Consider the following 21,977-nt stretch of genomic DNA (forward strand, 5'->3'; position numbering starts at 1 on the left):
CCATTCGGGGCGGTTGTTTGCGAGAATCAAAGAAGAAGAGAGCAAGGAGTGGAGCCATGACAGATCTGGATTCGATTCGGAAAAGCAACTCGTCCAAGGAAAACGTACCTACGGTGGCAGAACTCTCCGGGCCGGGGATCGTTCACCTGGATCGCCCCAAGCTGGCGATCCTCACTTCGGGTGGCGACGCGCCGGGCATGAACGCGGTTCTCCGCTCCGCCATTCGCACATCGCTACAAGCGAAGGCGCAGCCGTTCGTGATCCACGAGGGCTGGAAAGGCGCTATCGCCGGCGGAGATTTCATCGAACCGGTGGTGTGGGGAAACGCTTCATCGATCCTCGATAAGGGTGGCACCGTCATTGGTTCGGCCCGCTCCAAGGAGTTCCGCGAGCGCGAAGGCCAGCGCGAGGCGGCCAAGAACTTCATCAAAGCCGGCATTGACCGCCTCATTTGCATTGGTGGAGACGGCTCGCTCACCGGTGCAAATATCTTCCATGAGCGGTGGCCCGAGTTTCTTTCCGAGCTGGTCGAATCCGGCGATATTACGGAAGAAGAGGCGGCGGCCCATCCCGAACTGCGGGTGGTCGGCGTCGTCGGCTCAATTGACAACGACCTGGTAGGTTCGGATATGACGGTGGGCACGGACACCGCCCTCCACCGCATCCTCGACGCAATTGACGCCATCACCTCCACCGCCGCTTCCCACCAGCGCACCTTCATTGTGGAAGTAATGGGACGCCGGTGCGGCTACCTGGCTCTGAAAGCCGCTATTGGCGGCGGCGCCGACTACGTGATCATCCCGGAGTTTCCGCCCGAAGATGGCTGGGAAGACGAGATGTGCAAGAAGATCACGGAAGGGCGGAAAGCCGGGCGCCGCGCGCAGATCATTATTGTGGCGGAGGGCTGCGAAGATCGCCACGGCGAGCGCATTACAGCCCAGCGTATTCAGCAGGCCATTGACGAGCGACTAAAGGAATCTCCGCGTATTACCGCCCTCGGCCACGTGCAGCGCGGCGGCACTCCCTCGGCGTACGACCGCTGGATGCCCACCCTGCTCGGGTACACCGCCGCCGTCGAACTGATGGAAATGCATCCCGGAGACGAATCCTGCATTATTGGGATCCGCAATAACGGGCTGCAGCGCCTGCCCCTGGTGGAGTCGGTGGCAAAAACGCAGAAGGTTGCCGAATACCTGGAAAACGGGGATTATGAGGCGGCCGTCAGCGCCCGCGGTAGCGGCTACAAGCGCATGATTGAACTCTTTGAGATTCTTTCTGCGCCCTTCCCCAAGCCGGCCGCGCGCCCCGATGGACGAAGCCCGCGCGTGGCGATTATGCACGTGGGCGGCCTGGCACCGGGAATGAACCCGGCAGCACGCGCCGCGGTGCGCCTAGGAATTAGCCGCGGCTACACCATGCTGGGTATTGAGGGCGGCTTCCCGGGCCTTATCAATGGCGATGTGCGCGAGCTGAAGTGGATGGACGTCGATTCCTGGGCTGGCCTAGGTGGAGCGGAACTCGGCACCCGCCGCGCCACCCCCTCAATTGACCAATACTTCTCGCTGGCGCGCTCAATTGAGGCCAACGAAATCGACGCGATCATTATTATTGGCGGCTTGGCGGGCTACGAGGCAACGCTCAACCTCACCCAGGAGCGCCACCGCTACCCCGCTTTCGATATCCCGATCGTGTGCGTGCCGGCCACCATCGACAACAACCTGCCGGGCGCGGATCTGACCATCGGCACCGACACCGCGCTCAACACAAACGTCACCGCAATTGACGCGATTCGCCAATCGGCCTCGGCAACGAATCGATGCTTCGTGGTAGAAACCATGGGCCGACGCTCGGGTTACCTGGCGCTTATGAGCGGTATCGCCACCGGCGCCGAGCAGGTGTACCTCAACGAGTTGGGGATTACCCTCGAGCAACTCACCAATGATTGCCAGCGCATGATCCGTTCCTTCCAGGGAACCCGGACCCTCTACCTGGTGATTCGTAATGAGGACGCCTCGCAGTACTACACCACCGAGCTTTTGCAGAACATTTTCGAGGAAGAGGGTGGGGACCTGTTCGACGTCCGCTCGAATATTATTGGCCACCAGCAGCAGGGCGGGGAGCCTAGCCCCTACGACCGTAGCCTGGCCGTCAAACTGGTGGATACGGCATTCGAGGAGATCGATCGGCAGTTCGAATCTGGCCGTTTCGCCGCGCGTTACGTGGGCCAGGTTGAGGGGACGTTTGAGGCTCAGCCGATCCTCCACATGGACGAGCAAATGAATATGGAAACTCGCCTGCCCTTCGACCCGTGGTGGCTGAGCGTTCTGCCGGTTCTGTACACCGTGGGTGAGCGTTTCTGGCGCGGCGAGCAGCGCCCCATTGAGATGTATAACCGCGAGTACCTCGCCGATTAGGGGCGGTTTTTTCGACGACGCCGTAGCTCCGCCGCTTAGACGATTGGCGGGGCTGCGGCGAATCGCGAAAGGAACAAAAGCACCGCGGCAAAAGCAAAAAGCGTGCCCGCGTCCACCCAGCGGTGGCGCACCCGCGGAACAGTTCCCTCCGGCGCGACCAGACGCAAAATACCCGCTACAATCATGCCGATGACCAGCCCAAACACCGCGTAGCGCGCCGACCAAAGGAAGGCCGCGCCCACGCAACCGAGGATCCACACAGCGGCTACGAAATGATATGCGGGATGGGCCATACGAGTATTCACGGGGCTAACTTTACTCGGAAGCCGCCATCGCGCTCTGCGCGCGGTTCGTCTGGTTCAGCCGAGCACGCTACCCTAGGCGCATGGGTATTGGGATTATAGGTACGGGAATTGCGGGGCTACGCACCGCCGCGGAGCTTCGTGGACGCGGCTTTGCCGGTGAAATCACGGCATGGGATCTGGAGCGGCGCGCCCCCTACGACCGCCCGCCACTGTCTAAAGAGCTCCTTGGGAATTTTGAACAGCCGCTCGCGGACGCCGGTTACGGTTCCTTTTCCGAGCTCGACGTCACGGTGATTGACGAACCGGTTGACGGCCTCTGGCGCCACGATAAATTCCGCCCTGCGGCGGCCAATGGTTGGCACGTTGAATCGGCTGGTCCGGAGAAAACGCTCGACGCCGTCGTTCTCGCCTCGGGAACTCAACCGCGCCTTTCCATCCCGGATGCCGTCCCGCTCTACAGCGCGGCCGACGCCCAGTATCTTCGCGCCGTGGTGAGGCCGAACTCACTCATTCACGTGGTCGGCGCGGGCTGGCTGGGCACCGAACTAGCCAGCTCCCTGAGCAAGTTCGGCGCCCGGGTGGAGCTCTGGGCACGGTCGGGCCATATCCTCGGCAAGGTATTTGGCGGAGCGGTCGATTCCATTTGGGGAGAGTGGCTGGAAGAAGCTGGGGTCCGGTTGCGTCCGCAACGCTATCCGGGATTGCGCGGCCTGCGCGGAGAAAAGCCCGACCTCATCATCCAGGCCATTGGATCGGCACCCGGTTTAGGTTATTTGCGCGAACCTGTATTGCTTTCGGCCCGCGGCGCGGTGGTGGTCGATGTTACCGGCCAGGTGCTCGACCGCAACCTTTCCCCCATCGAGGGCCTTTTCGCGGCCGGCGACTGTTGCGATATCGACCTGGGCGGGGAGGGGCACCCGAAGGAGCTTCTGAGCGGTGGGCATTGGACCGGCGCGCTCGCCGATGCCCAGCGCGTTGCCGCAAGCCTAACCGGCACCGAGCCGCCGTCTTTTATTCCGGCTCCCGAGGTTTTTTCCGAACAATTCGGCCACCACATTGCATTCTTCGGGAAGGTCCCCGCCGCCTGCCGCAATCACTTCAATTCGGTCCCCAATTCCCCCGCCTCACCGCGCCCGGCCTCCGAGCCAATCCCCGAGCCGGTTTATACAGCTACCGACAACGGCTTCACACTCAGCTGGTATGCCGAAGAAACGCGCGGCGAGGATTCTTCTGAAGCGCAACTCGCCGGCCTCCTGGCCGTTGATTCGCCTCGCGAAGTCTCCCGCACCCGGCGGCAAATGCGCATTCTTCTACCGTCCGCGGAGCGCGATCGTTAGGTCACCAAACTGCAAGTTTTGGCTGGCCAATAGCCGGTCCACCTAGCCGATGGATGGTCCGCCTAGCCAATGGTGAAGGTGCCGCCTGCCGCGCACCGCTACCCCGCCTCGCATTGCCGCGCGTGGCTAGCCGTGGAAGAGGGCGAAGAACGCCCCGATTGAGCGCGCATCCGATACCGTGCCAAAGAACAAGTTGACGGTGAAAAGAAGCGCCAAGATCCCCACAATGGCTATACCGAGCACCGCGCCGCTGCGCAGGAGAAAACGGCGGCGCCACCGCTCCCCCAGGCACGCCGCGCATATCGCCGCGCCAAGTGTCATAATCCCGAGCACCGCCGGAGTGACGGGACTGGTGAAAATGGGCCGGCTACGGGGAACCGTCACCCCTTCAGGATCGGCCGGCTGCGGCTCCCCGCGCCACCAGGACATCGCTCGCGGGAAGTGATCGTGCCAGGTTCTCCAGTTATGCGAGCCCGTCGCATCGCGATATATATCGACCGGCAGATCCGGATTTCCAATCTGTTGCGCCCCGTTGAGTAGGGCCACCGCATCGCCGTCGTTCCCGGTGGCGGTGAGGTAAAAACGCTGCGGCCAGGTAGCATTCTTCATCAGCTCGAGGACGGAGAAGTCCTTCGCCGCCTGCGGGTTGGTCTGCAAGCGCCCGGTGAGGGGGCGATTGTAGCCCGAAAGTGAAATCACGCTTCCAAAAAGTTCAGGGTGAGTAAGCCCGAGCACCGGCGCGCACCACCCTCCGTAGGACGCCCCGGCGATCGCCCAATCCTCACGTTGCGAGGAGGTGTTGAAATTAGCGCGAAGCATCCCGACGACGTCGCGCGTTACCCAGGTGCCTACCGCCGGCCGACCTTCGATATCCACGCAGTCGGGCGACTCATTATCGACCCCCAGTTTGGGCAGGGCAACGATGGTATTGGCGCCCGAGGCCCCCATTTCGTTATCGAGGTCGAGGTAGCGCAGGATCTGCTCCGTATCGGAGGGGTACCCCTCCAGGAGCATCACGACTTTGTATTCCTTAGCCGGATCGTAGTCGCGTGGAACCCACACCCAGACGGGCATCTCAATTCCCGAGTGCGGCCCGCGGAAAACTGTTTTAAGCGCGCCGTTAGCCGGATCCTTCTGGAAGCTAGTTTTCCACTCCGCTCCCTCCGGACGGGTGAGGGCTTGCTGAGTCGATGCGGCCGCGGTCTCCTCATCTTCGTAACTTGGCTGACCGGTCGGGATTTGCCCGGTGTCTTCAGACTTTGCGATTCCCATAAGCGACGCGAGTGCGTGCCAGGTGGGTGCGTAATGGCGATGCGTGTTCATGGCGGTGCCAATGGTTAGCGCTCCGGTGAACGGCACTAACAAAAGGAGGAAAACAGTGAGGATACTTCCCCACAGCCCGCGTCTTTTGCGCAGGGCCCACACCGCGATCACAGCCAAAACGATCGCTAAAACGGCGACCATCACCAGGGTCGCAGAAGAATCGAGTCTCATCACGATTCGAGATTGTATGAAGTCTCAGCGCGCGCCGGCGATCGTCGCTCTCCGCCCAGAAGATGACTTCCAGACTTTTCCCGGGAAGATCGTAGGTAGCTTTCTGGCTGCGGCAATGGGCGACTAAGAAAGCCCGGCCGCGACTTAGGCCTGCTCCTCGCCTTCCGCAGGGCTTACCGCGCTGGCGGGGTGGTCCGCGCTTGCTGTGCCGGGTGCACTGGGCGCACTGGCCACGCCCGCGGGGCTGGATGCACTCACTGCACTAGGTGCACTGGCCGCGCTTGCCGCGCTGGGCGCGCTCATCGCGCTGTAAGCCAACGGCGCCGTTGGTGCGGTGGGTGATACTTCGCTCGCGCCGACCTGTCCGAGTTCAGCAGCCGACTCTGGGCCAGCTGGCACCTGTTCACCAGCCGCACCGGCGTCCGGCGTCGTCGCCTGTTTCCTTTCCGCGCGCCGCGCCAACCACCACCGCGTCGTCTCAATAAGAGCGGGCACGCCCAGGAAAGGCAACCCCACCTCGAGGAAGATCAGACCCGTGAGCACGGGAGCGCGCACGCCGACGGCTTCCAGGCGGCCCGGGCCGATCCCGCCGCTGGACAGCGCACCCAACACCGAGACAGCCACCAGCACTTCCGCCAGACCAACCGCCAGCACCACCCACGTATCGGGCTCGCGTAGGCGGGCCCGGAAACGGAACCACACCCACACGCCGCCGGAAACCCCGAGGGCAACAACAATCGCCACCAGCCAGGGAAGGCGGGTGGTCGGGTCGGGAAGCGCGCCAAGAATCGGGATGGCAGGAATGGGTGCGCCCTGCCCACCCAGTGCGGAAAAAACGCTCCCCGCACCTACGGTGAAGCCGGCTCCGCTTGCGTAAGCCAGCGCCCAAGCTCCCGCCGCTGGGAGGAAGAGAAGCTGGGCAAGGGTCATGAACACCGTGCCGGTAGAGTTCGTGAGGTAGGCGGCCTGAATGGCGCTAATACGGTCGAAACCGGCGAAGAAAGCCACCAGCGTCAAAACTAGCGCCAAGCCGGCGAGAGCGGCCGCGAGCGGCCACACCCGTTGCCAGCCCCGCCGCAAATAGTCGATGTAGCAGTTTTCGAGAATCTCCGTCCTGGCCAGTTGCGCGGCGAGAACGGCGAGCACGCCACCGGCAATCAGTGCCCAGAGTATGAAAGAGAACGACGCTGTCCCGATCAGTCCCGCCGTTACCACCCCGGTACCCCCGGCAATCAGCACATCCTGCCAATCATCAATGCGAGCCGAGCGGAGGAATTTCACCGTCGCTATAAAAATAACTGCGGTAAGAATAAGCGGAGCTAAGCTCACCTGCGCCCCGCCGGCCACAATCGGGGTGCCAAAGGCGAGCAACCAGAGCGATCCTGCCAGGCGGGCGGCATCCTGCCAGGTGACGTCGCCCAGCATAGGCGAGCTTGCCGTCAGCACGTAACCCAGTACGCAGACGAGGACCATGCTGATCCAGGTCAGCACATACGCTTGAACAACTGCCAGCCCAACAGCGACCCGGCGGGGATAAGTAAACATCGCTTTCATTGTTCCCTGGCGAGTGGATCTTTGGGAACCCCGGCGGCGGCGTGTCGCTCTCGGTTTTCACCCAAACGCACTACGCCGTATCCAGCGTTATGCCGCATCCAGCGCGGCGCGCATTTCTGCCACGTAGCGGCCCACGGCGGCCGGAGCCTCAGCGGGCCCCGCCTCATGAACCAATCGCACAATCGCCGAACCAACGATCGCGCCGTCGGACTGTGCCGCCATAGCCGCTGCCTGCTGCGGGGTGGAGATGCCAAAACCGACGGCGCACGGGGTCGGGGTGACCGCGCGAATGGTGCGGGTGATCTGGCCGATATCAGTGGTGACCTCGGTGCGCTCACCCGTCACGCCCAGCGAGGACACAATATAGATGAATCCCTGCGCCGCGGCCGCGATGGTGGAAATTCGTTCTTTCGAGGTGGGAGAAACGAGGGAAATCACGCTAATTCCGGCGGGATTGAGCACCCCGGAGAATTCGGCACTTTCTTCGAAAGGAACGTCCGCCAGGATAACGCCGTCGACCCCGGCGATACTAGCGTGCTTGACCCAGCGCTCCAGACCGTAGGAGAACAGCGAGTTGGCATAACCCATGGTGATAAAGGGCGTGGTCGGGAATTCGTGGCGCAGTTCGCCGATCTCCGAAAAAATCAGGTCCATGGTGGTTCCGGCCTGCAGGGCCCGCGCCGAGGCGGCCTGGATAACCGGGCCTTCGGCCATGGGATCAGAGAACGGAATGCCGAACTCGATGAGGTCTGCCCCGTTGCGAACCGCGGCTCGCACGCACTCAAACGTCGTGGCGATATCCGGGTCACCGCAGGTGAAGAAGGGAATGAAGGCTTTGCGCCGGGTGAAGGCGGAAGCAATGCGCCGGGTGGAGGCCTCCAGCGGGGACAACGCTGAAGCGCCCGACGCCGCGGTGCCCGGACCGGTGCGGAACGAACCGTTAGTCATGCAAATCCTCTCCTCGGTAGCGGGCAATGGCCGCCACATCTTTGTCACCGCGCCCCGAGACCGTGACGACGACGATCTTGTTCTTATCGAGCTGCGGGGCAGTTTTCATTGCGTGGGCAAGCGCGTGCGCCGACTCGATGGCGGGAATGATTCCCTCGGTGCGTGAAAGATACTCGAAAGCATCCACCGCTTCTTCGTCGGTCACCGGCACGTAACTAGCCCGCCCTGAATCATGCCAGTAGGCGTGCTCGGGGCCAATACCCGGATAGTCGAGTCCGGCCGAGATTGAATAGACCGGGGCGATTTGGCCGTCGCCGTCCTGGCAGAAATAGCTTTTCATGCCGTGGAAGATCCCCTCCCGCCCGGTGGCGAGCGTGGCGGCGGTATCACTGCAGTCAATCCCCCTGCCCGCTGCCTCGGCGCCAATGAGCTGAACTTCCTCATCCTCAATGAAATGGTAGAAAGAGCCAGCCGCATTCGATCCACCGCCCACGCAGGCGATGACCACATCAGGAAGGCGGTTTTCGGCGGCCAGCATCTGCTCTTTGATTTCCTTAGAGATCACGGCTTGGAAATCGCGCACAATCGTGGGGAACGGATGCGGACCCATAACCGAGCCAATGCAGTAGTGGGTATCATCCCCGCGGCTCGTCCACTCCCGGAATGCCTCCGAGGTGGCGTCCTTGAGCGTGCCAGTGCCGGCAGAAACCGGCACTACCTCCGCTCCCAGAAGCCTCATTCGGTAGACATTGAGCGCCTGCCGGCGGGTATCTTCCTCTCCCATATAGACCACGCAGTCCATACCAAAAAGGGCCGCCGCCGTCGCCGTCGCCACCCCGTGCTGGCCCGCGCCGGTCTCCGCAATCAAACGGGTCTTCCCCATTTTCTTCGCTAAAAGCGCCTGGCCCAGCACATTATTGATTTTGTGCGCGCCGGTATGGTTGAGGTCTTCGCGCTTGAGGTAAATCTTCGCCCCGCCCAGATCCTCGGTCATGCGCTGCGCGAAGTAGAGCAATGACGGACGTCCGGCGTAGTCCTTGAACAGATCCGTCAGCTCCCGATTGAACTGCGGATCGTCCTTGTATTTTTCGTAAGCATCCGCGAGGTCAATCACGGCATTCATTAACGTTTCGGGGATGTACTGGCCCCCGTGGATACCAAAGCGTCCCTGTGGCATTCGGGCGCGCTCCTTTCTTGGGTTCCTAGTATTTTAGGCCCGCGGCGCAGGAGGCACAGCTCCGCTACGCAACTCGGCCAACTTGGCTTCTTTATCGCTGGCGAGCATTAGTGCCTCTCCCACCAGAATGGCATTCGCGCCGGAGCGGTGCGCGCCGGCGACGTCGTCGCCGTTTCGCACGCCCGATTCGGAAACGAAGACGACGCCGTCGGGAACTCGCTCTCGCAGTTTTCCCGCGCGGGAAACATCCACGTTGAAGTCTTTGAGATTCCGGTTATTGACGCCGATGATCTCGGCGCCCGATTGCACCGCCACCTCCAGCATCTCTTCGTCGTGGGCTTCCACCAGCGCGTCCATTCCCAGCTCGGCCGCGAGGAGTCGGTACTCGCGCACCTGCGCCGGGCTGAGGATTTCGCAAATGAGGAGCACCGCGGCCGCGCCCAACAGCTTGGCCTCGTAAATCATGTACTCGTCCACCACAAAATCCTTGCGCATGGTGGGGATGGATACCTCCGCCGAAATCTGCGCCAAATATTCCGGATCACCAAGGAACCACCGCGGCTCGGTGAGCACCGAAATAGCCTCGGCTCCCGCCTCCTCGTATTCACGAGCGATCTCCAGGTACGGGAAATCTTGAGCAATAACGCCCCTGGAGGGGCTAGCTTTTTTCACCTCACAAATGAAAGACATTTCCGGGCCCTGCAATGCCCGCAAGAATGCGTGCTCGCCCAGGTGGTAAAGCGCTGGAGCCGCTTCCGCCGCGGCCCGCACCTCCCTCGCCGGTCGGAGGCGTTTTGCCTCTGCAACCCGCTCGGAGGTTGCCTGCGCAATGGTCGAAAGAATGCTCATGACGCCGCCACGAATTCGTCGATCTTCTCGTAAGCAGCGCCCGAGGCAATGATTTCACGGGCCAGATCCACGCCGGCGGCCAGTGACCGCGCTTTGCCTCCCACATAGAGCCCCGCGGCGGAGTTCAAAAGGACGGTATTGAGCTTGGCACCTTCCAATTTCCCGGCCAGAATATCGCGGGTGATTTGTGCATTCTCCTCCGCGCTCCCGCCTTCGAGCTCGCCCTTTTCCGCCCGCGGCAAGCCGAAAACTTCCGGGTAAATCTCGTAGTTGCGATATTCGCCGTCTTTCACCTCGCACACCTGGGTAGGCGCGGATACGGAGATTTCATCGAGCTTATCCTCTCCGAAAACCACCATTCCATGCCGCACCCCGAGGTCGGAGATCACTTGCGCAAGTGGCTCTACGAGGGCGCTGTCATAGACGCCGAGCACCATAAATTTCGGGCCAATGGGGTTGGTGAGCGGACCCAAAATACTGAACACGGTACGGAACCCGAGCTCGGCGCGAATTGGCGCCACCATGCTCATCGACTTGTGGTATTTCTGGGCGGACATAAAGCACATGTTGATGTCTTGCAAGAGCCTGGTGCAGGTTTCGGGGTCCTGGTTGATATTGACCCCCAGTGCTTCCAGGCAATCCGCGGTACCCGATTTCGACGACGCCGCCCGATTGCCATGTTTAGCCACTTTTACTCCACTTGCGGCGATCACGAACATCGAGGTAGTGGAAATATTGAAGGAATTCGATTTATCTCCGCCCGTGCCCACAATCTCGAGCGTGTCGAAGGGGACGCTGAAGCGATCAGCCATCTCTCGCATGGCGGCGGCAGAGCCGGCAATTTCCTCGGTCGTCTCCGCTCGCGCGCTCTTTGTTGACAGCGCGGCCAAATACGCCGCATTTTGGGTGGGCGTGGACTGGCCACTCATGATTTCCTTCATCACGCTGTAGGCCTCGTCGAAGGTCAAATCACCTTTTGCAACAACTTTCTGGATAGCTTCCTTAATCACGGTGTGCTCTCATTTCTGTTCTTAGTCTGAATTTTCTTGCTAGCGGTGTATGCGCCGGGAATATGGCCCGGCACATACTTATCGCTCGCCGGGAGGACGCAAGAAAATGACTCGTTCAGAGGCACTGCGGGCAATCGCCGCAGGAGCCACAATAGCTTGGGCAACGCGGCTGCTCACCCGCCGCAATGAAAAGGCGGGGATGATAAGGCTTGGTGGCGTTGCGGGCCGCGCGTTCTTGCGGGTTATTTGGCTTTTCGGGCCGCTGACGCTTCCGCAAATGCGGCGAATTTCCGACAACCCAGAAGATACAGGTAAAGAAAGTGCAGATATAGTTCGCAAAATTTTTCCTTCGTTGAACGGAGAGTTTGAGGGTCGCTTTTTAAGCGCGCCACCATCGGCGCGTTACCGCCCGCATCTCCAGTTCAACGATCTGCATGGTTACACCATAAACCATTCGCAACCATTTGTGTCAAGATCCCATATTTCGGACTCACGCCCCGCTCCCGCGAGCGCTCGCCCTCGCATCGCCGTATCGCGCGCGAGTTTCACCCCGCCAAAGTTGCCTTACGCGAAGGGCAAGCGCAGCGCACTACGCAGGCGCACCTGTTCGCCGCTTACCGGATCTGTAAATTCCAGGCTCTGCGCCAGAAGCTGCAGATTCCCCTCCAGCGCAAGACTCCCCTCTTGCGAGTGCGTAACCTTGCCAGCCTGCCCGTATAGAGGATCCCCGCAGATCGGCGCATCCAAATATTCCATGGTGCAACGTAGCTGGTGAGTCCGCCCGGTCAGGGGCCGCAACTCGTAAATCCCGCGGCGCTCGCCCCCATCTGCGCGCACCTGCCGAGCCAAGCGCACATCGGTGATGGCATTAGCAGCTCCGCTCGTCACCTGGGCGCGCAAGGACCCGCTAGGCTTGGTGATCCGCACCTGTACTCGTTGCCACCGCCCGCGGGAAAATCGCGCACTCAAAGGCGCCACGGCCTGATAAGTTTTGCGGACAGCGCCGCTTTCAAACAGGCTCTGGTACGCGCCGCGCCATTCCTTGCTTGTCACAAGAAGCATCACCCCGGCGGTGAGCCGGTCGAGTCGGTGGGCCACTTGAATAGCGTCATTGGCAAACTGCCGGCGCGCCGCCACCGTCACCGTTTGTGCCACGTGGCTACCTTGCGGGGTGGAGGCTAAACCAGCGGGTTTATCGACGGCGATCCAGTGCTCACCCCGGCCAAGCACCGCCAGCTCAATGGGCTCGGCTGGCTCGTCCGGAACCGGCCGGAAAATATATAACAGCGCTCCCGGGGCTAGCCGATCACGCGCCGCGGCGCGGCGAAACCGCGCCGGATCGTTCGGAGTGGGCACAAGAATATCCCCCGCCGCAAGCACCTGGTCGACGGCGTCGAGCGGAAATCTTGCCCGTAGCGCTTCTCGCACGCTCACGGTATCGGGAACAATTGAGCGCCCGCGCGAGTCTTGTTCACGTGCGCCAAATCCAAGTTCTTGGCGCCAATCCGCAACCCGGAAAGGCACAGCGTTGATCCCGGCGCGGATCGGCGGCGCAGCCATCACTTCACTGTTTCGAGCGGAGCGAAGCGTAGCATGAGCCGCTTGGTCACCGAGCCAAACTTCACCTTGGCGGTGGTGGACTTGCCGCTTCCCTCAAACCCAACAATTTTGCCGGTGCCAAAGGCCTTATGCCGCACGGTATCCCCCACGCGTAGCCCGCCGGTTTCGCGGGCCACTTCGCGCTCCACCGTCGTGCCGTCCAGCGACCCCGCGCCGCTCACGGTCTCGGTTGCCAGCTGGCTCGCGCCCTCGGCCGGCGCCGGAGCCTCCGCGCGATCCGGCCCCGGCGCGCTGCCTGCTTCGCCTGCGCCACGCTTAGGAACGCCGAGCTTACCAGGCGTAAACGTGCCTTTGCCGGATCCAATGGGCGGGGCAAAGTCAGCGTCGTCGTCGAAATGCGGAGCATCATCGAAACGGTTGCGATACGTTACACCGCCTCCGTAGTAGCGCCCCGAACCGTAACCCGCGAACGTCGAGCCGCGCAGAACGTCTTGCGAGGATTCGGCGCGGCGCCAATCGAGGAGCTCGGGAGGAATTTCTTCCAGGAAGCGCGAGGGCGGAAACTCCTGCGGCGCACCCCATGACGATCGAACCGCGGCCCGCGAAACGTACAAACGCTGGCGCGCACGGGTAAAGGCCACATAGGCCAACCGCCGCTCCTCGGCAAGCTCGGTCTCGTCGCTCAGCGAGCGGATATGCGGGAAGGTGCCGTCCTCCATGCCGGTCACGAAAACCACCGGGAACTCCAGGCCCTTCGCGGTGTGAACCGTCATGAGCGTCGCTTCGCCTTCGCCAACTTCACCGTCGGGCAATTTATCGGTGTCTGAAACCAGTGAAACCTGGTCGAGCCAGTCGGCTAAGGTAGCGCCCTCGTTCTGGGCGGAAAAATCGTGGGCTACCGCGTGGAGCTCGGCGAGGTTTTCCAGGCGTGCAACGTCCTGGGGATCCTCGCTCTGCTTGAGCGCCGGCAAATAGCCGGAATCGTCCATGATCTTGAGCAGAATCGTCGCCGGCTCCTGGCCTTCCTCGGCTAGCTTGCGCGATTCCTCAAGTGCCTGTGCAAAGGCGACCATTGAGTTGCGGGCCCGCGGCGTCAGCCCCCGCACCTCGCCGCGCTCACCCGGATGAGCCACATCCGCGAGCGCCGCCCCGAAGGAAATTCCCCACTTGGCGGCGTGATTAGCCACATGCTCTTCTGCTTTCGCCCCCAACCCGCGGCGCGGCTCATTGAGAATTCTGCGAATCGACACCGTATCGTCGGGGTTAACCACCGCCTGCAAATAGGCAATCGCGTCCTTGATTTCCTTGCGCTCGTAAAACCGGGTACCGCCAATCACGCGATAAGGAATCCCGGTGCGCACGAACATTTCCTCCAGCGCTCGCGATTGCCCGTTGGTGCGGTAGAAGACCGCAAAATCGCCGTACTTGAAATCCTCGTTTTCGCGTAGCGCGTCTATTTCGTCGACGACGAAGCTCGCCTCATCCGCCTCGCTATCGGCTACGTAACCCACGATTTTCGCGCCACTGCCCTGGTCGGTCCACAGCTTTTTTACGCGCCGATGAGCATTATTGGCAATCACGGCATTTGCCGCGGAAAGGATGTTCTGGGTGGAGCGGTAGTTTTGCTCAAGTTGCACCGTGGTGGCGCCGGGGAAATCCTTCTCAAAGTCTTCGATATTTCGAATCGTGGCGCCGCGGAAGGCATAGATTGATTGATCTGCATCGCCCACCACGGTCAGATTGGACTCTTGCAGGCGGTCTTCCTCACCCGCCAGGGTGCGCACCAAGACGTATTGGGCGTGGTTCGTATCCTGGTACTCGTCCACCAAAACATGGCGGAAGCGGGTTCGATATCGGCGCGCAATATCCGGATTGGCGCGCAAGAGCTCGACCGTTCGCATAATCAAATCGTCGAAATCGAGCGCGTTAGCCGCCTGCAAGCGCTCTTGGTAGCTCTTGTAGGCCTGCGCGAGCACCCGCCCGGTAGCGTCCTCCGCGATTTCTTCCGCTTGCTTGGGTGTTACTAGCTCGTCTTTCAGATTTGATACCTGGCGCGAAAGAGACTTGGGCGGGTAGGCGCGAATATCAATATTTTCTTCGCGGCACACCATTTGCATCAGCTTTTGCGCATCGGTCTGGTCGTAAATCGTAAAGGTGGAGCGCATCCCAATCGCGTTATGCTCCGCCCGTAAAATCCGCACGCAGGCGGAGTGGAACGTTGAAATCCACATTGAGCGCGCCAGACCGCCCAGCATCTCCCCCAGGCGTTCGCGCATTTCGCGCGCCGCCTTATTGGTGAAAGTAATCGCCAGGACCTCGGCCGGGCGAGCCTGCCCGGTAGCAATCAGGTAAGCAATTCGAGAGGTGAGCACACGCGTTTTTCCCGAACCGGCACCCGCCACCACGAGAAGCGGACCTCCGGTGTGGGTCACCGCTTCCTTCTGTTGCGGGTTGAGCCCGGTGAGAATCCGCTCCGCCGAGCCAGCTTGCGCGCGTGGTGCCCCGGTGGCGTTTTCGTAGCCACGCGGGGCTGGAAGCGTTCCGGCTAGCGTATGTGAGCTCGCCGACGACGCAACAAATGGATCCTCGGCCTCGTAGTATTCCTCGGGTTCTTCCACCGGAGGCTCGAGCGGCGCACCGGACCTACCGCGGGCTACGCGCTGGGCATAGCTATCGGCAACTCCCTCGCCCGCGCCGCGGGGTGAAGAGTCAGCGGCGTCGGCAAGGCGCGCGGCCGCGGCCGCGCGCTCATTTGCACCCGGATTGAAGATAAAGCGATCCGCCTGCGTATCCGCACCGGCTAGCTCGCGATCTTTACCTTTTTGCTGATCGATCCGCGCGCGCAACCGATCCAGAGTGGATTTGAAGGAATCGTTCTCAGACATCGTCTCTAGGGTACCTGCCTAGCCGACAAGGTTCCGAGAGCCTTAACACCCTAGCGAGGGTCGTGTACGCGGATTGCGTGCTCATTCGTGAAGGCAAGCAGGCCCCAACGCTCCTCCTCGCGCCCATACCCGGACCTATTGACGCCGCCAAAGGGCCACTCCGGACCAGACTCACGATGCAAATTGACGATGGTCATCCCTGCCACCACGCGCGCGGCAAAAGCCTCGGCTTTTTCAAGGTCCTCGCTCCACACCGACGATTGCAATCCATACTCGGTGCTATTGGCCAAGCGGAGGGCATCATCCTCATCCTTCGCCCGATAAATCACTACCACCGGGCCGAACAGCTCGTTGACGGCGATGTCTTGGTCCTCGGGAACATCGGTGAGAAGCGCCGGGCTCATATATGCACCGGGGCGGTCGAGTTTCTTGCCGCCAAAATGCAGCGTTGCGCCGTCGTCGACCGCGCGCTCCACCCGCGCCAGGACTTCATCACGCGCCTCAATTGAGCTCAGCGGGCCCATGTCGATATCTTCGTCAAACGCGCCCACGCGCACCTGAGCAATCGCTTCTTTGGCGGCCGCCACGAACTCGTCATAGATATCATCCATCACGATAATGCGCTTATTGGAGGTGCATACCTGCCCCGCATTGAAGGTGCGCACCCGCACCGCCTCGCGCGCAACCTTCGCCACATCGCTGGAATCGAGCACCATCATTGGATCGTTGCCGCCCAGCTCCAGTAACGAGCGCTTGAGGTGCTTGCCGGCAATGGCGGCCACCGATGCCCCGGCCGCCTCCGAGCCGGTGAGCGAGAATCCCTTGACGCGGAAATCCTGAAGAACCTCTTCGGTGTCTTCCGTGTCCAGATAGATGTTCTGGTAAACCCCTTCTGGCAACCCGGCCCGCTGCAGTAGCTCGGCGAACTTTGCCGAGCTAACCGGGCAAATCCCGGCTTGCTTCATGAGGATCGCATTGCCCACCATGAGCTGAGGCAAGGCGAACCGCGCAATCTGCGAATAGGGGAAATTCCACGGCATAATCCCCAGCAACACCCCGATCGGATCATGGCGAACATAGGTTTTCACACCGTCTGAGACATCCAGCTCGGTGGGCGCCAAATGCTGCGCGGAATGGCGCGCAAACCAACGCGCGTGCGCCACCACGGTAGCGATCTCCGCCCGGCCGTCCTTGAGCGGCTTACCCATTTCCCGGCCGCTGATATGAGCGAGCTCATCAGCGTTTTCTTCGAGCAAATCGCCGAATGCCTCCAGCACCTTGGCCCGTTCTTCCAGTGGCGTCTGGCGCCACGATTCGTAGGCGTCCCACGCTTTGCCAATCACGTTCGGAATTTCCTGGCGCGCGAGCGTCTCAAAAATTTCTTCTGTTTCACCCGTATTTGGATTCTTCACCGCGTAAGTACTCATGCTGGCATTCAACGTGAAGCACGCCGCTCACGCCACAAAATTCGGTCGGCGCGAACAGCGCGGGCGGCGGCGCTTGCGCGTTTCACGTACGCTGGAGCAATGGTCAATATTTCTTTGGTTTCATCTGCTCAGAATGCGCAAACGCTTATCCTCACGCACGCGGCCGCGCATGCCCCCGCGGTCTCGTCTCGCGTCCTTGGCCCCGAAGCCGCTGGCTACGTGGCCCGGGTACTCGAGAAAACGCCTCGCACCTGCAAGGTGGGAACAATTTCTCGCGTGGTGATTCCCGACGGCGATGTTCGCGTGGTCCTCGCCGTCGCCGTGCCCGCCGACCCCTCCAGTGCTGACCTGCGCGAAGGAATTGGCGCCGCCCTGCGTGAAAAGCACCTGGGCGGTAGCGTCGTGGTAGAAGCGCCGCTTTCCGGCCTAGCTCAGCTCACGGCGCTCGCCGAGGGCGCGCTACTCGGTGCCTACCGCTTCACCGCTTATAAGGCGGCAAAGGGCCCGTCCGAAATCGGCATTTTTTATCCCGACGCCGACGCCGCCGCTTCTCTCGCGCTGGAACGCGCCACGATTCTGGCCGAGGCTCAAAATGAGATCCGTACGCTCGTGAATACTCCCGGCTCAGATTTATCGCCGCAGGGCCTGCGCGATCGGGCACAGGAATTGGCCGCCGAAGCCGGCCTCGACTTTAGCGCTTGGGATGTCGATGAGCTGACCGAGCATGGTTGCGGCGGGATCCTCGGCGTCGGGCGCGGTTCGGCTACCCCTCCCTACCTCGTGCGAGTGGAGTGGAACGGCGGCGAATCTCCTCGAGCTCACGTGGCCCTCGTTGGTAAGGGCATCACTTTCGACTCGGGCGGAATGAGCCTGAAGAGCCACGACGGTCTTATCTCCATGAAATCCGATATGGGTGGAGCGGCTACCGTGCTCGCCACCGCCGTCGCTGCCGCGCGTCTCAATCTTCCGGTGCGCGTCACCGCCTGGCTGTGCATTGCGGAAAATATGCTTTCCGCCAACGCGCAGCGGGTAGACGACGTGCTGCGAATCTCGAACGGGACCACGGTGGAGGTCAACAATACCGACGCCGAAGGCCGCCTGGTTTTGGCCGACGGTCTGGTACAGGCGCTGGCTGAAAACCCTGACGCGGTGCTCGACGTTGCTACCTTGACCGGCGCGCAAATCACCGCGCTCGGTGATCGCACCGCGGGCCTGATGGGAACCGAACAGACCGTCGCGCAGGTGCACGCCGCTGCTGAGGCCGCGGGCGAACCAACCTGGCCCATGCCCCTTCCCGAGCATCTGCGCAAGTCACTGGACTCCGATATTGCCGATATGAAGAACTCTGGATCGCGTGCCGGCGGAATGCTGGTGGCGGGCCTGTTCTTGAAGGAGTTCGTAGGTGAGGCTGCCTGGTGCCACCTGGACGTGGCCGGGCCCGCGTTCAACTCGGGTGAGCCGCACGGCTACACCCCGAAGGGCGGAACAGGTTTCGGCTTGCGCACGCTGGTGAAGTACGTGGAGGGCTTGGCCGCGTAGCCGCGCAATCGGCTGAAGCGCCGCACATATAGCTAAATACCAACAAAACGAGCCCCGCCGGACAGATACTTCCGGTGGGGCTCGGTTTTATTTCGTTTTAGTATGACGGATTCGTTTAGAACGACGGAACGAAAAGGCCGTGCTTACGGAATACGTCCCGCGCCCGCTCTACCGCTTCGCGCGAAGGCGGCTCGGTGTTCTCAAGTTCGTACTCGAGCCCGAGGTTATGCCACTTATCGCGCCCCATCTGGTGGAAGGGAAGAACCTCCACGCGAGTGAGCGAATGCGTCCACCGCGCGCAAATATCCGCCACCTGCTCCACGTTTTCCGGATCATCCGTCAAGCCGGGAACCAGAACGAAGCGCACCCAAATCTCGACTCCGGCCGCATCGAGGCGATCACCAAAATCAATGGTGGGCTGGAGCGCTCGGCCCGTTGTCCGCTTGTACGTCTCCTCATTTCCCGATTTGACGTCCAAGAGCACCAGGTCAATATCCGCCATCATCTCATCGTCTACGACCTTCCCGAGGAAGCCCGACGTGTCGATGCAGGTGTGAATGCCCATTTCCTTTGCACCGCGCAAAACGTTCGCCGCAAATTTTTGCTGCATAAGCACTTCGCCACCGGAGAGAGTAATCCCTCCTCCGGTCGCCTTGAACATTCTGCGGTAGCGCTTAATACGCCGGAGCAACTCGTCAAGCTCGACCGGCTGACCGTCCTTCATTAAGAACGTGTCAGGGTTATGGCAGTACTTGCAACGGAGCGGGCATCCATTGAGGAAAACCGTCATGCGGGTACCGGGGCCGTCCACCGCGGTCACGAGCTCCCACGAGTGGATTGACCCGAGCTTTCCTTCGCGCATCTTCTTAATGCGCTCGGAACGCTCAACTTCGGTGAGCGTGTCGATTCCTGAAAGACCCGCTCCCTGTAAACGCCCGGTCGGGGCCTGGAAGTCTTGGTAATCCTCGACTTCGCGGTCCCCGACCGGATCGATACGTAATTCAGCTGCCAATGATTAGGCGCCCTGGTGGAACGTACGGTTGAGAACGTCGAGCTGCTGCTCGCGGGTCAGCTTGACGAAGTTAACCGCGTAGCCCGAAACGCGAACGGTCAGGTTCGGGTACTTCTCGGGGTGATCAATCGCGTCCTCAAGGGTGTGACGATCAAGAACGTTGATGTTGGCGTGGTACAGGCCATCCGCGCTATCGTTCTCGGCCTTCTGCGCCTTCATGGACTCAACGCGCTCTTCGTAAGTCTTAGCCATTTTTCTTCCTCTTTCCTTGTGGAAATTTTCCTTTTGGAAATCTTTTTCTTTTGCGGCCAGCGGGGCCGGGGTTGCCAGCCCCGCTGGTTTTATTGAAAATTTTACTCGTCGCCGCCGATGAAACCAGCGTCCATAATTCCGACCAGGTTGGAAACCTGCTCTTCCTTGGAGCGACCCAGGCCCTGCGGGGTAATCGTGTTCGTCAGCGAAATGCCGTCGAGCGCGTCCTTGTAGTCGAGCTTGCCCACGGACAGCATCGAGGCAACCATGCCATGAGTGTCCATGCCGTTCTCCGGGTTAGCGCCCGGCGAGAACGGGGTGCCCTTCTGGTGGCCCGACGGGAACGAGCCCGTAGCCTTGCCGTAAACGACGTTCGACGTAATCGTCAGCACCGACTGCGTCGGAACCGCGTCGCGGTACATCGGCTGCGCCTTGATCTTCGACATGATCGTGTGAACCACGGTGGCCGCAATCTCGTCGGCGCGGTCGTCGTCGTTACCGTAAATCGGGAACTCGCCCTCGGTGCGGTAATCAACAACCAGACCGGTTTCGTCCCGAACCGGGTAAACCTTCGCGTACTTGATGGCGGACAGGGAATCAGCCACGATGGACAGACCCGCGATACCGCAACCCATGGTGCGAACGATCTCCGAATCGTGCAGAGCCATCTCAACCGCTTCGTAAGCGTAGCGATCGTGGCAGTAGTGGATGATGTTGAGGGCCTCAACATAGGTCTGAACGACCCAGTCGAGCATATCCTCGTACTTCTCCCACACATCGTCGAAATCGAGCGGACCGTCGCCCTCGACCGGCTTGAATTCGCCCTCGGGGGTGACCTGGTGGCCACTCATCTCGTCACGACCGCCGTTGATGGCGTAGAGCAGACCCTTAGCGGCGTTCACGCGAGCGCCGAAGAACTGCATCTGCTTGCCAATGCGCATCGGGGAAACACAGCACGCGATGGCCGCGTCGTCGCCCCACTGGTCACGAATCTGAGCGTCGGACTCGTACTGAATCGACGAGGTCTCAATCGAAATCGCGGCGCAGAATTCCTTGTAGCCATCGGGCAGAGCCGGATCCCAGAAAATGGTGATGTTCGGCTCGGGCGCCGGGCCCAGGTTGCGCAGGGTCTGGAGCAGACGGAAGGAGGTCTTGGTAACGAGCGTACGACCGTCGTTACCGAATCCGCCGTCCGACCAGGTGGCCCAGTACGGATCGCCAGAGAAGATCTGATCGTAATCAATCGTGCGCAAGAAGCGGACGATACGGAGCTTCATGACGAGGTTGTCAATCATCTCCTGAGCGTCAGACTCGGTGATAATCCCAGCGGCGAGGTCGCGCTCGAAGTAGATATCGAGGAAGGCCGAGAGGCGTCCGATCGACATCGCGGCGCCGTCCTGGCTCTTGACCGCGGCGAGGTAGCCGAAGTACAGCCACTGCACGGCTTCCTTAGCGGTCTGCGCCGGCTTCGAGATATCGAAGCCGTAAATCTCGCCGAGGTGCTTCAGCTTCTTCAGAGCCTTGATCTGCTCCGAGTGTTCCTCGCGGAAACGAGCCCAGTGCTCGCTGAAGGGCTTATCGGCGACGGAATCCTTGGTGGCGGACTTGTCAGCAATGAGCTTGTCAATGCCGTACAGAGCCACGCGGCGGTAGTCGCCAATAATGCGGCCACGGCCGTAGGCATCCGGCAAACCGGTAATAATGTGCGAGTGACGCGCGGCGCGAATGCGCGGGGTGTAAATATCGAACACCGCGTCATTGTGCGTCTTACGGTACTTGGTGAAGATTTCCTTCACGCGCGGGTTGATCTCCTTGCCCGCTTCCTTGATGGCGGTCTCAACCATGCGCCAGCCGCCGTTGGGCATCATGGCGCGCTTAAGCGGAACGTCGGTCTGCAGACCGACGATAACGTCGTCATCCTCCGAAATGTAGCCTGCGGGGAACGCGTCAATATCGGCAGGAGTGTCGACGTCGACGTCGTACACGCGCCGCTTGCGCTCCTCCGAGAGGTAGTTCTCTTCCAGGTGATCCCAGAGCCGCTTGGTCTTGTCAGTGGGACCAGCCAGGAACGAGGCATCGCCCTCGTAAGGCGTGTAGTTCTTCTGGATGAAATCACGGACGTCAATGGAATTAGTCCAATCGCCCGGCGTAAATCCAGCCCATGCTGTTTCTTCGACAGCCGGGGCCTCGGTAGCAGTGCGCTCCATTTGTTTG

16 protein-coding genes are annotated in these 21,977 nt (G+C 61.2%); 3 read left to right on the top strand and 13 right to left on the bottom strand.

Features of this window, described 5'->3' with window-relative positions; genetic code table 11:
- Positions 1–56: 56 nt before the first annotated feature.
- A complete protein-coding gene (locus BN2664_RS03665; protein ID WP_007001561.1) occupies positions 57–2,414 on the top strand; it encodes a 6-phosphofructokinase in 2,358 nt (785 codons plus the stop codon).
- A gap of 35 nt (positions 2,415–2,449) precedes the next feature.
- Here BN2664_RS03665 and BN2664_RS03670 read toward each other — a convergent pair whose 3' ends face one another.
- Positions 2,450–2,719: a DUF3017 domain-containing protein gene (locus BN2664_RS03670; protein WP_155856511.1), complete on the bottom strand. Its 270-nt coding sequence runs from the start codon at positions 2,717–2,719 to the stop codon at positions 2,450–2,452.
- Positions 2,720–2,799: 80 nt separating this feature from the next.
- Here BN2664_RS03670 and BN2664_RS03675 point away from each other — a divergent pair, with 80 nt between their 5' ends.
- Positions 2,800–4,056, top strand: a complete 1,257-nt coding sequence (locus tag BN2664_RS03675) for an FAD-dependent oxidoreductase (protein WP_007001559.1) — start codon at positions 2,800–2,802, stop codon at positions 4,054–4,056.
- A gap of 126 nt (positions 4,057–4,182) precedes the next feature.
- Here BN2664_RS03675 and BN2664_RS03680 read toward each other — a convergent pair whose 3' ends face one another.
- From BN2664_RS03680 to BN2664_RS03725, 9 genes are all read right to left on the bottom strand, one after another.
- Entirely contained in the window at positions 4,183–5,550 is a 1,368-nt protein-coding gene (locus tag BN2664_RS03680) for an alpha/beta hydrolase (RefSeq protein WP_007001558.1), read from the bottom strand.
- Between the two features lie 144 nt (positions 5,551–5,694).
- Complete coding sequence (locus BN2664_RS03690; RefSeq protein ID WP_058120620.1) at positions 5,695–7,095, bottom strand: cell division protein PerM; 1,401 nt, start codon at positions 7,093–7,095, stop codon at positions 5,695–5,697.
- A gap of 96 nt (positions 7,096–7,191) precedes the next feature.
- A complete protein-coding gene (gene trpA / locus BN2664_RS03695; RefSeq protein ID WP_007001556.1) occupies positions 7,192–8,052 on the bottom strand; it encodes a tryptophan synthase subunit alpha in 861 nt (286 codons plus the stop codon).
- Positions 8,045–9,229, bottom strand: a complete 1,185-nt coding sequence (trpB, locus tag BN2664_RS03700) for a tryptophan synthase subunit beta (protein ID WP_007001555.1) — start codon at positions 9,227–9,229, stop codon at positions 8,045–8,047. Before trpB ends, trpA begins: the two co-directional genes overlap by 8 nt.
- 33 nt (positions 9,230–9,262) lie before the next feature.
- Positions 9,263–10,078, bottom strand: coding sequence for an indole-3-glycerol phosphate synthase TrpC (trpC, locus tag BN2664_RS03705; protein WP_007001554.1), 816 nt, complete (start codon positions 10,076–10,078; stop codon positions 9,263–9,265).
- Complete coding sequence (gene trpD, locus BN2664_RS03710) at positions 10,075–11,088, bottom strand: anthranilate phosphoribosyltransferase (RefSeq protein WP_007001553.1); 1,014 nt, start codon at positions 11,086–11,088, stop codon at positions 10,075–10,077. Before trpD ends, trpC begins: the two co-directional genes overlap by 4 nt.
- 564 nt (positions 11,089–11,652) lie before the next feature.
- The gene (locus tag BN2664_RS03715) at positions 11,653–12,648 is read right to left on the bottom strand and encodes a pseudouridine synthase (protein WP_007001552.1); all 996 of its coding nucleotides are present in this window, start codon (positions 12,646–12,648) and stop codon (positions 11,653–11,655) included.
- Positions 12,648–15,533 (bottom strand): UvrD-helicase domain-containing protein, encoded by a 2,886-nt coding sequence (locus BN2664_RS03720; RefSeq protein WP_007001551.1) that lies wholly within the window; start codon positions 15,531–15,533, stop codon positions 12,648–12,650. The genes BN2664_RS03715 and BN2664_RS03720 overlap by 1 nt, the downstream gene beginning before the upstream one ends.
- Positions 15,534–15,583: 50 nt before the next feature.
- Positions 15,584–16,960 (bottom strand): aldehyde dehydrogenase family protein, encoded by a 1,377-nt coding sequence (locus BN2664_RS03725; RefSeq protein WP_058120621.1) that lies wholly within the window; start codon positions 16,958–16,960, stop codon positions 15,584–15,586.
- Between the two features lie 99 nt (positions 16,961–17,059).
- Between BN2664_RS03725 and BN2664_RS03730 the strand changes: the two genes are divergently transcribed.
- Positions 17,060–18,499 carry a leucyl aminopeptidase gene (locus BN2664_RS03730; RefSeq protein ID WP_007001549.1) on the top strand — a complete coding sequence of 480 codons (1,440 nt, stop codon included), beginning with the start codon at positions 17,060–17,062 and terminating at the stop codon, positions 18,497–18,499.
- A gap of 115 nt (positions 18,500–18,614) precedes the next feature.
- Here the strand turns inward: BN2664_RS03730 and pflA are convergent, their stop codons facing one another.
- The 3 genes from pflA to pflB form a co-directional block, all read right to left on the bottom strand.
- Complete coding sequence (pflA, locus tag BN2664_RS03735) at positions 18,615–19,511, bottom strand: pyruvate formate-lyase-activating protein (protein ID WP_007001548.1); 897 nt, start codon at positions 19,509–19,511, stop codon at positions 18,615–18,617.
- Between the two features lie 3 nt (positions 19,512–19,514).
- Entirely contained in the window at positions 19,515–19,763 is a 249-nt protein-coding gene (gene grcA2 / locus BN2664_RS03740; protein WP_007001547.1) for an autonomous glycyl radical cofactor GrcA2, read from the bottom strand.
- A gap of 101 nt (positions 19,764–19,864) precedes the next feature.
- Positions 19,865–21,970 (bottom strand): formate C-acetyltransferase, encoded by a 2,106-nt coding sequence (pflB, locus tag BN2664_RS03745; protein WP_007001546.1) that lies wholly within the window; start codon positions 21,968–21,970, stop codon positions 19,865–19,867.
- Positions 21,971–21,977 lie beyond the last annotated feature (7 nt).

This window comes from Actinobaculum massiliense (assembly GCF_001457435.1).
In the GTDB taxonomy this organism is placed as follows: domain Bacteria; phylum Actinomycetota; class Actinomycetes; order Actinomycetales; family Actinomycetaceae; genus Actinobaculum; species Actinobaculum massiliense.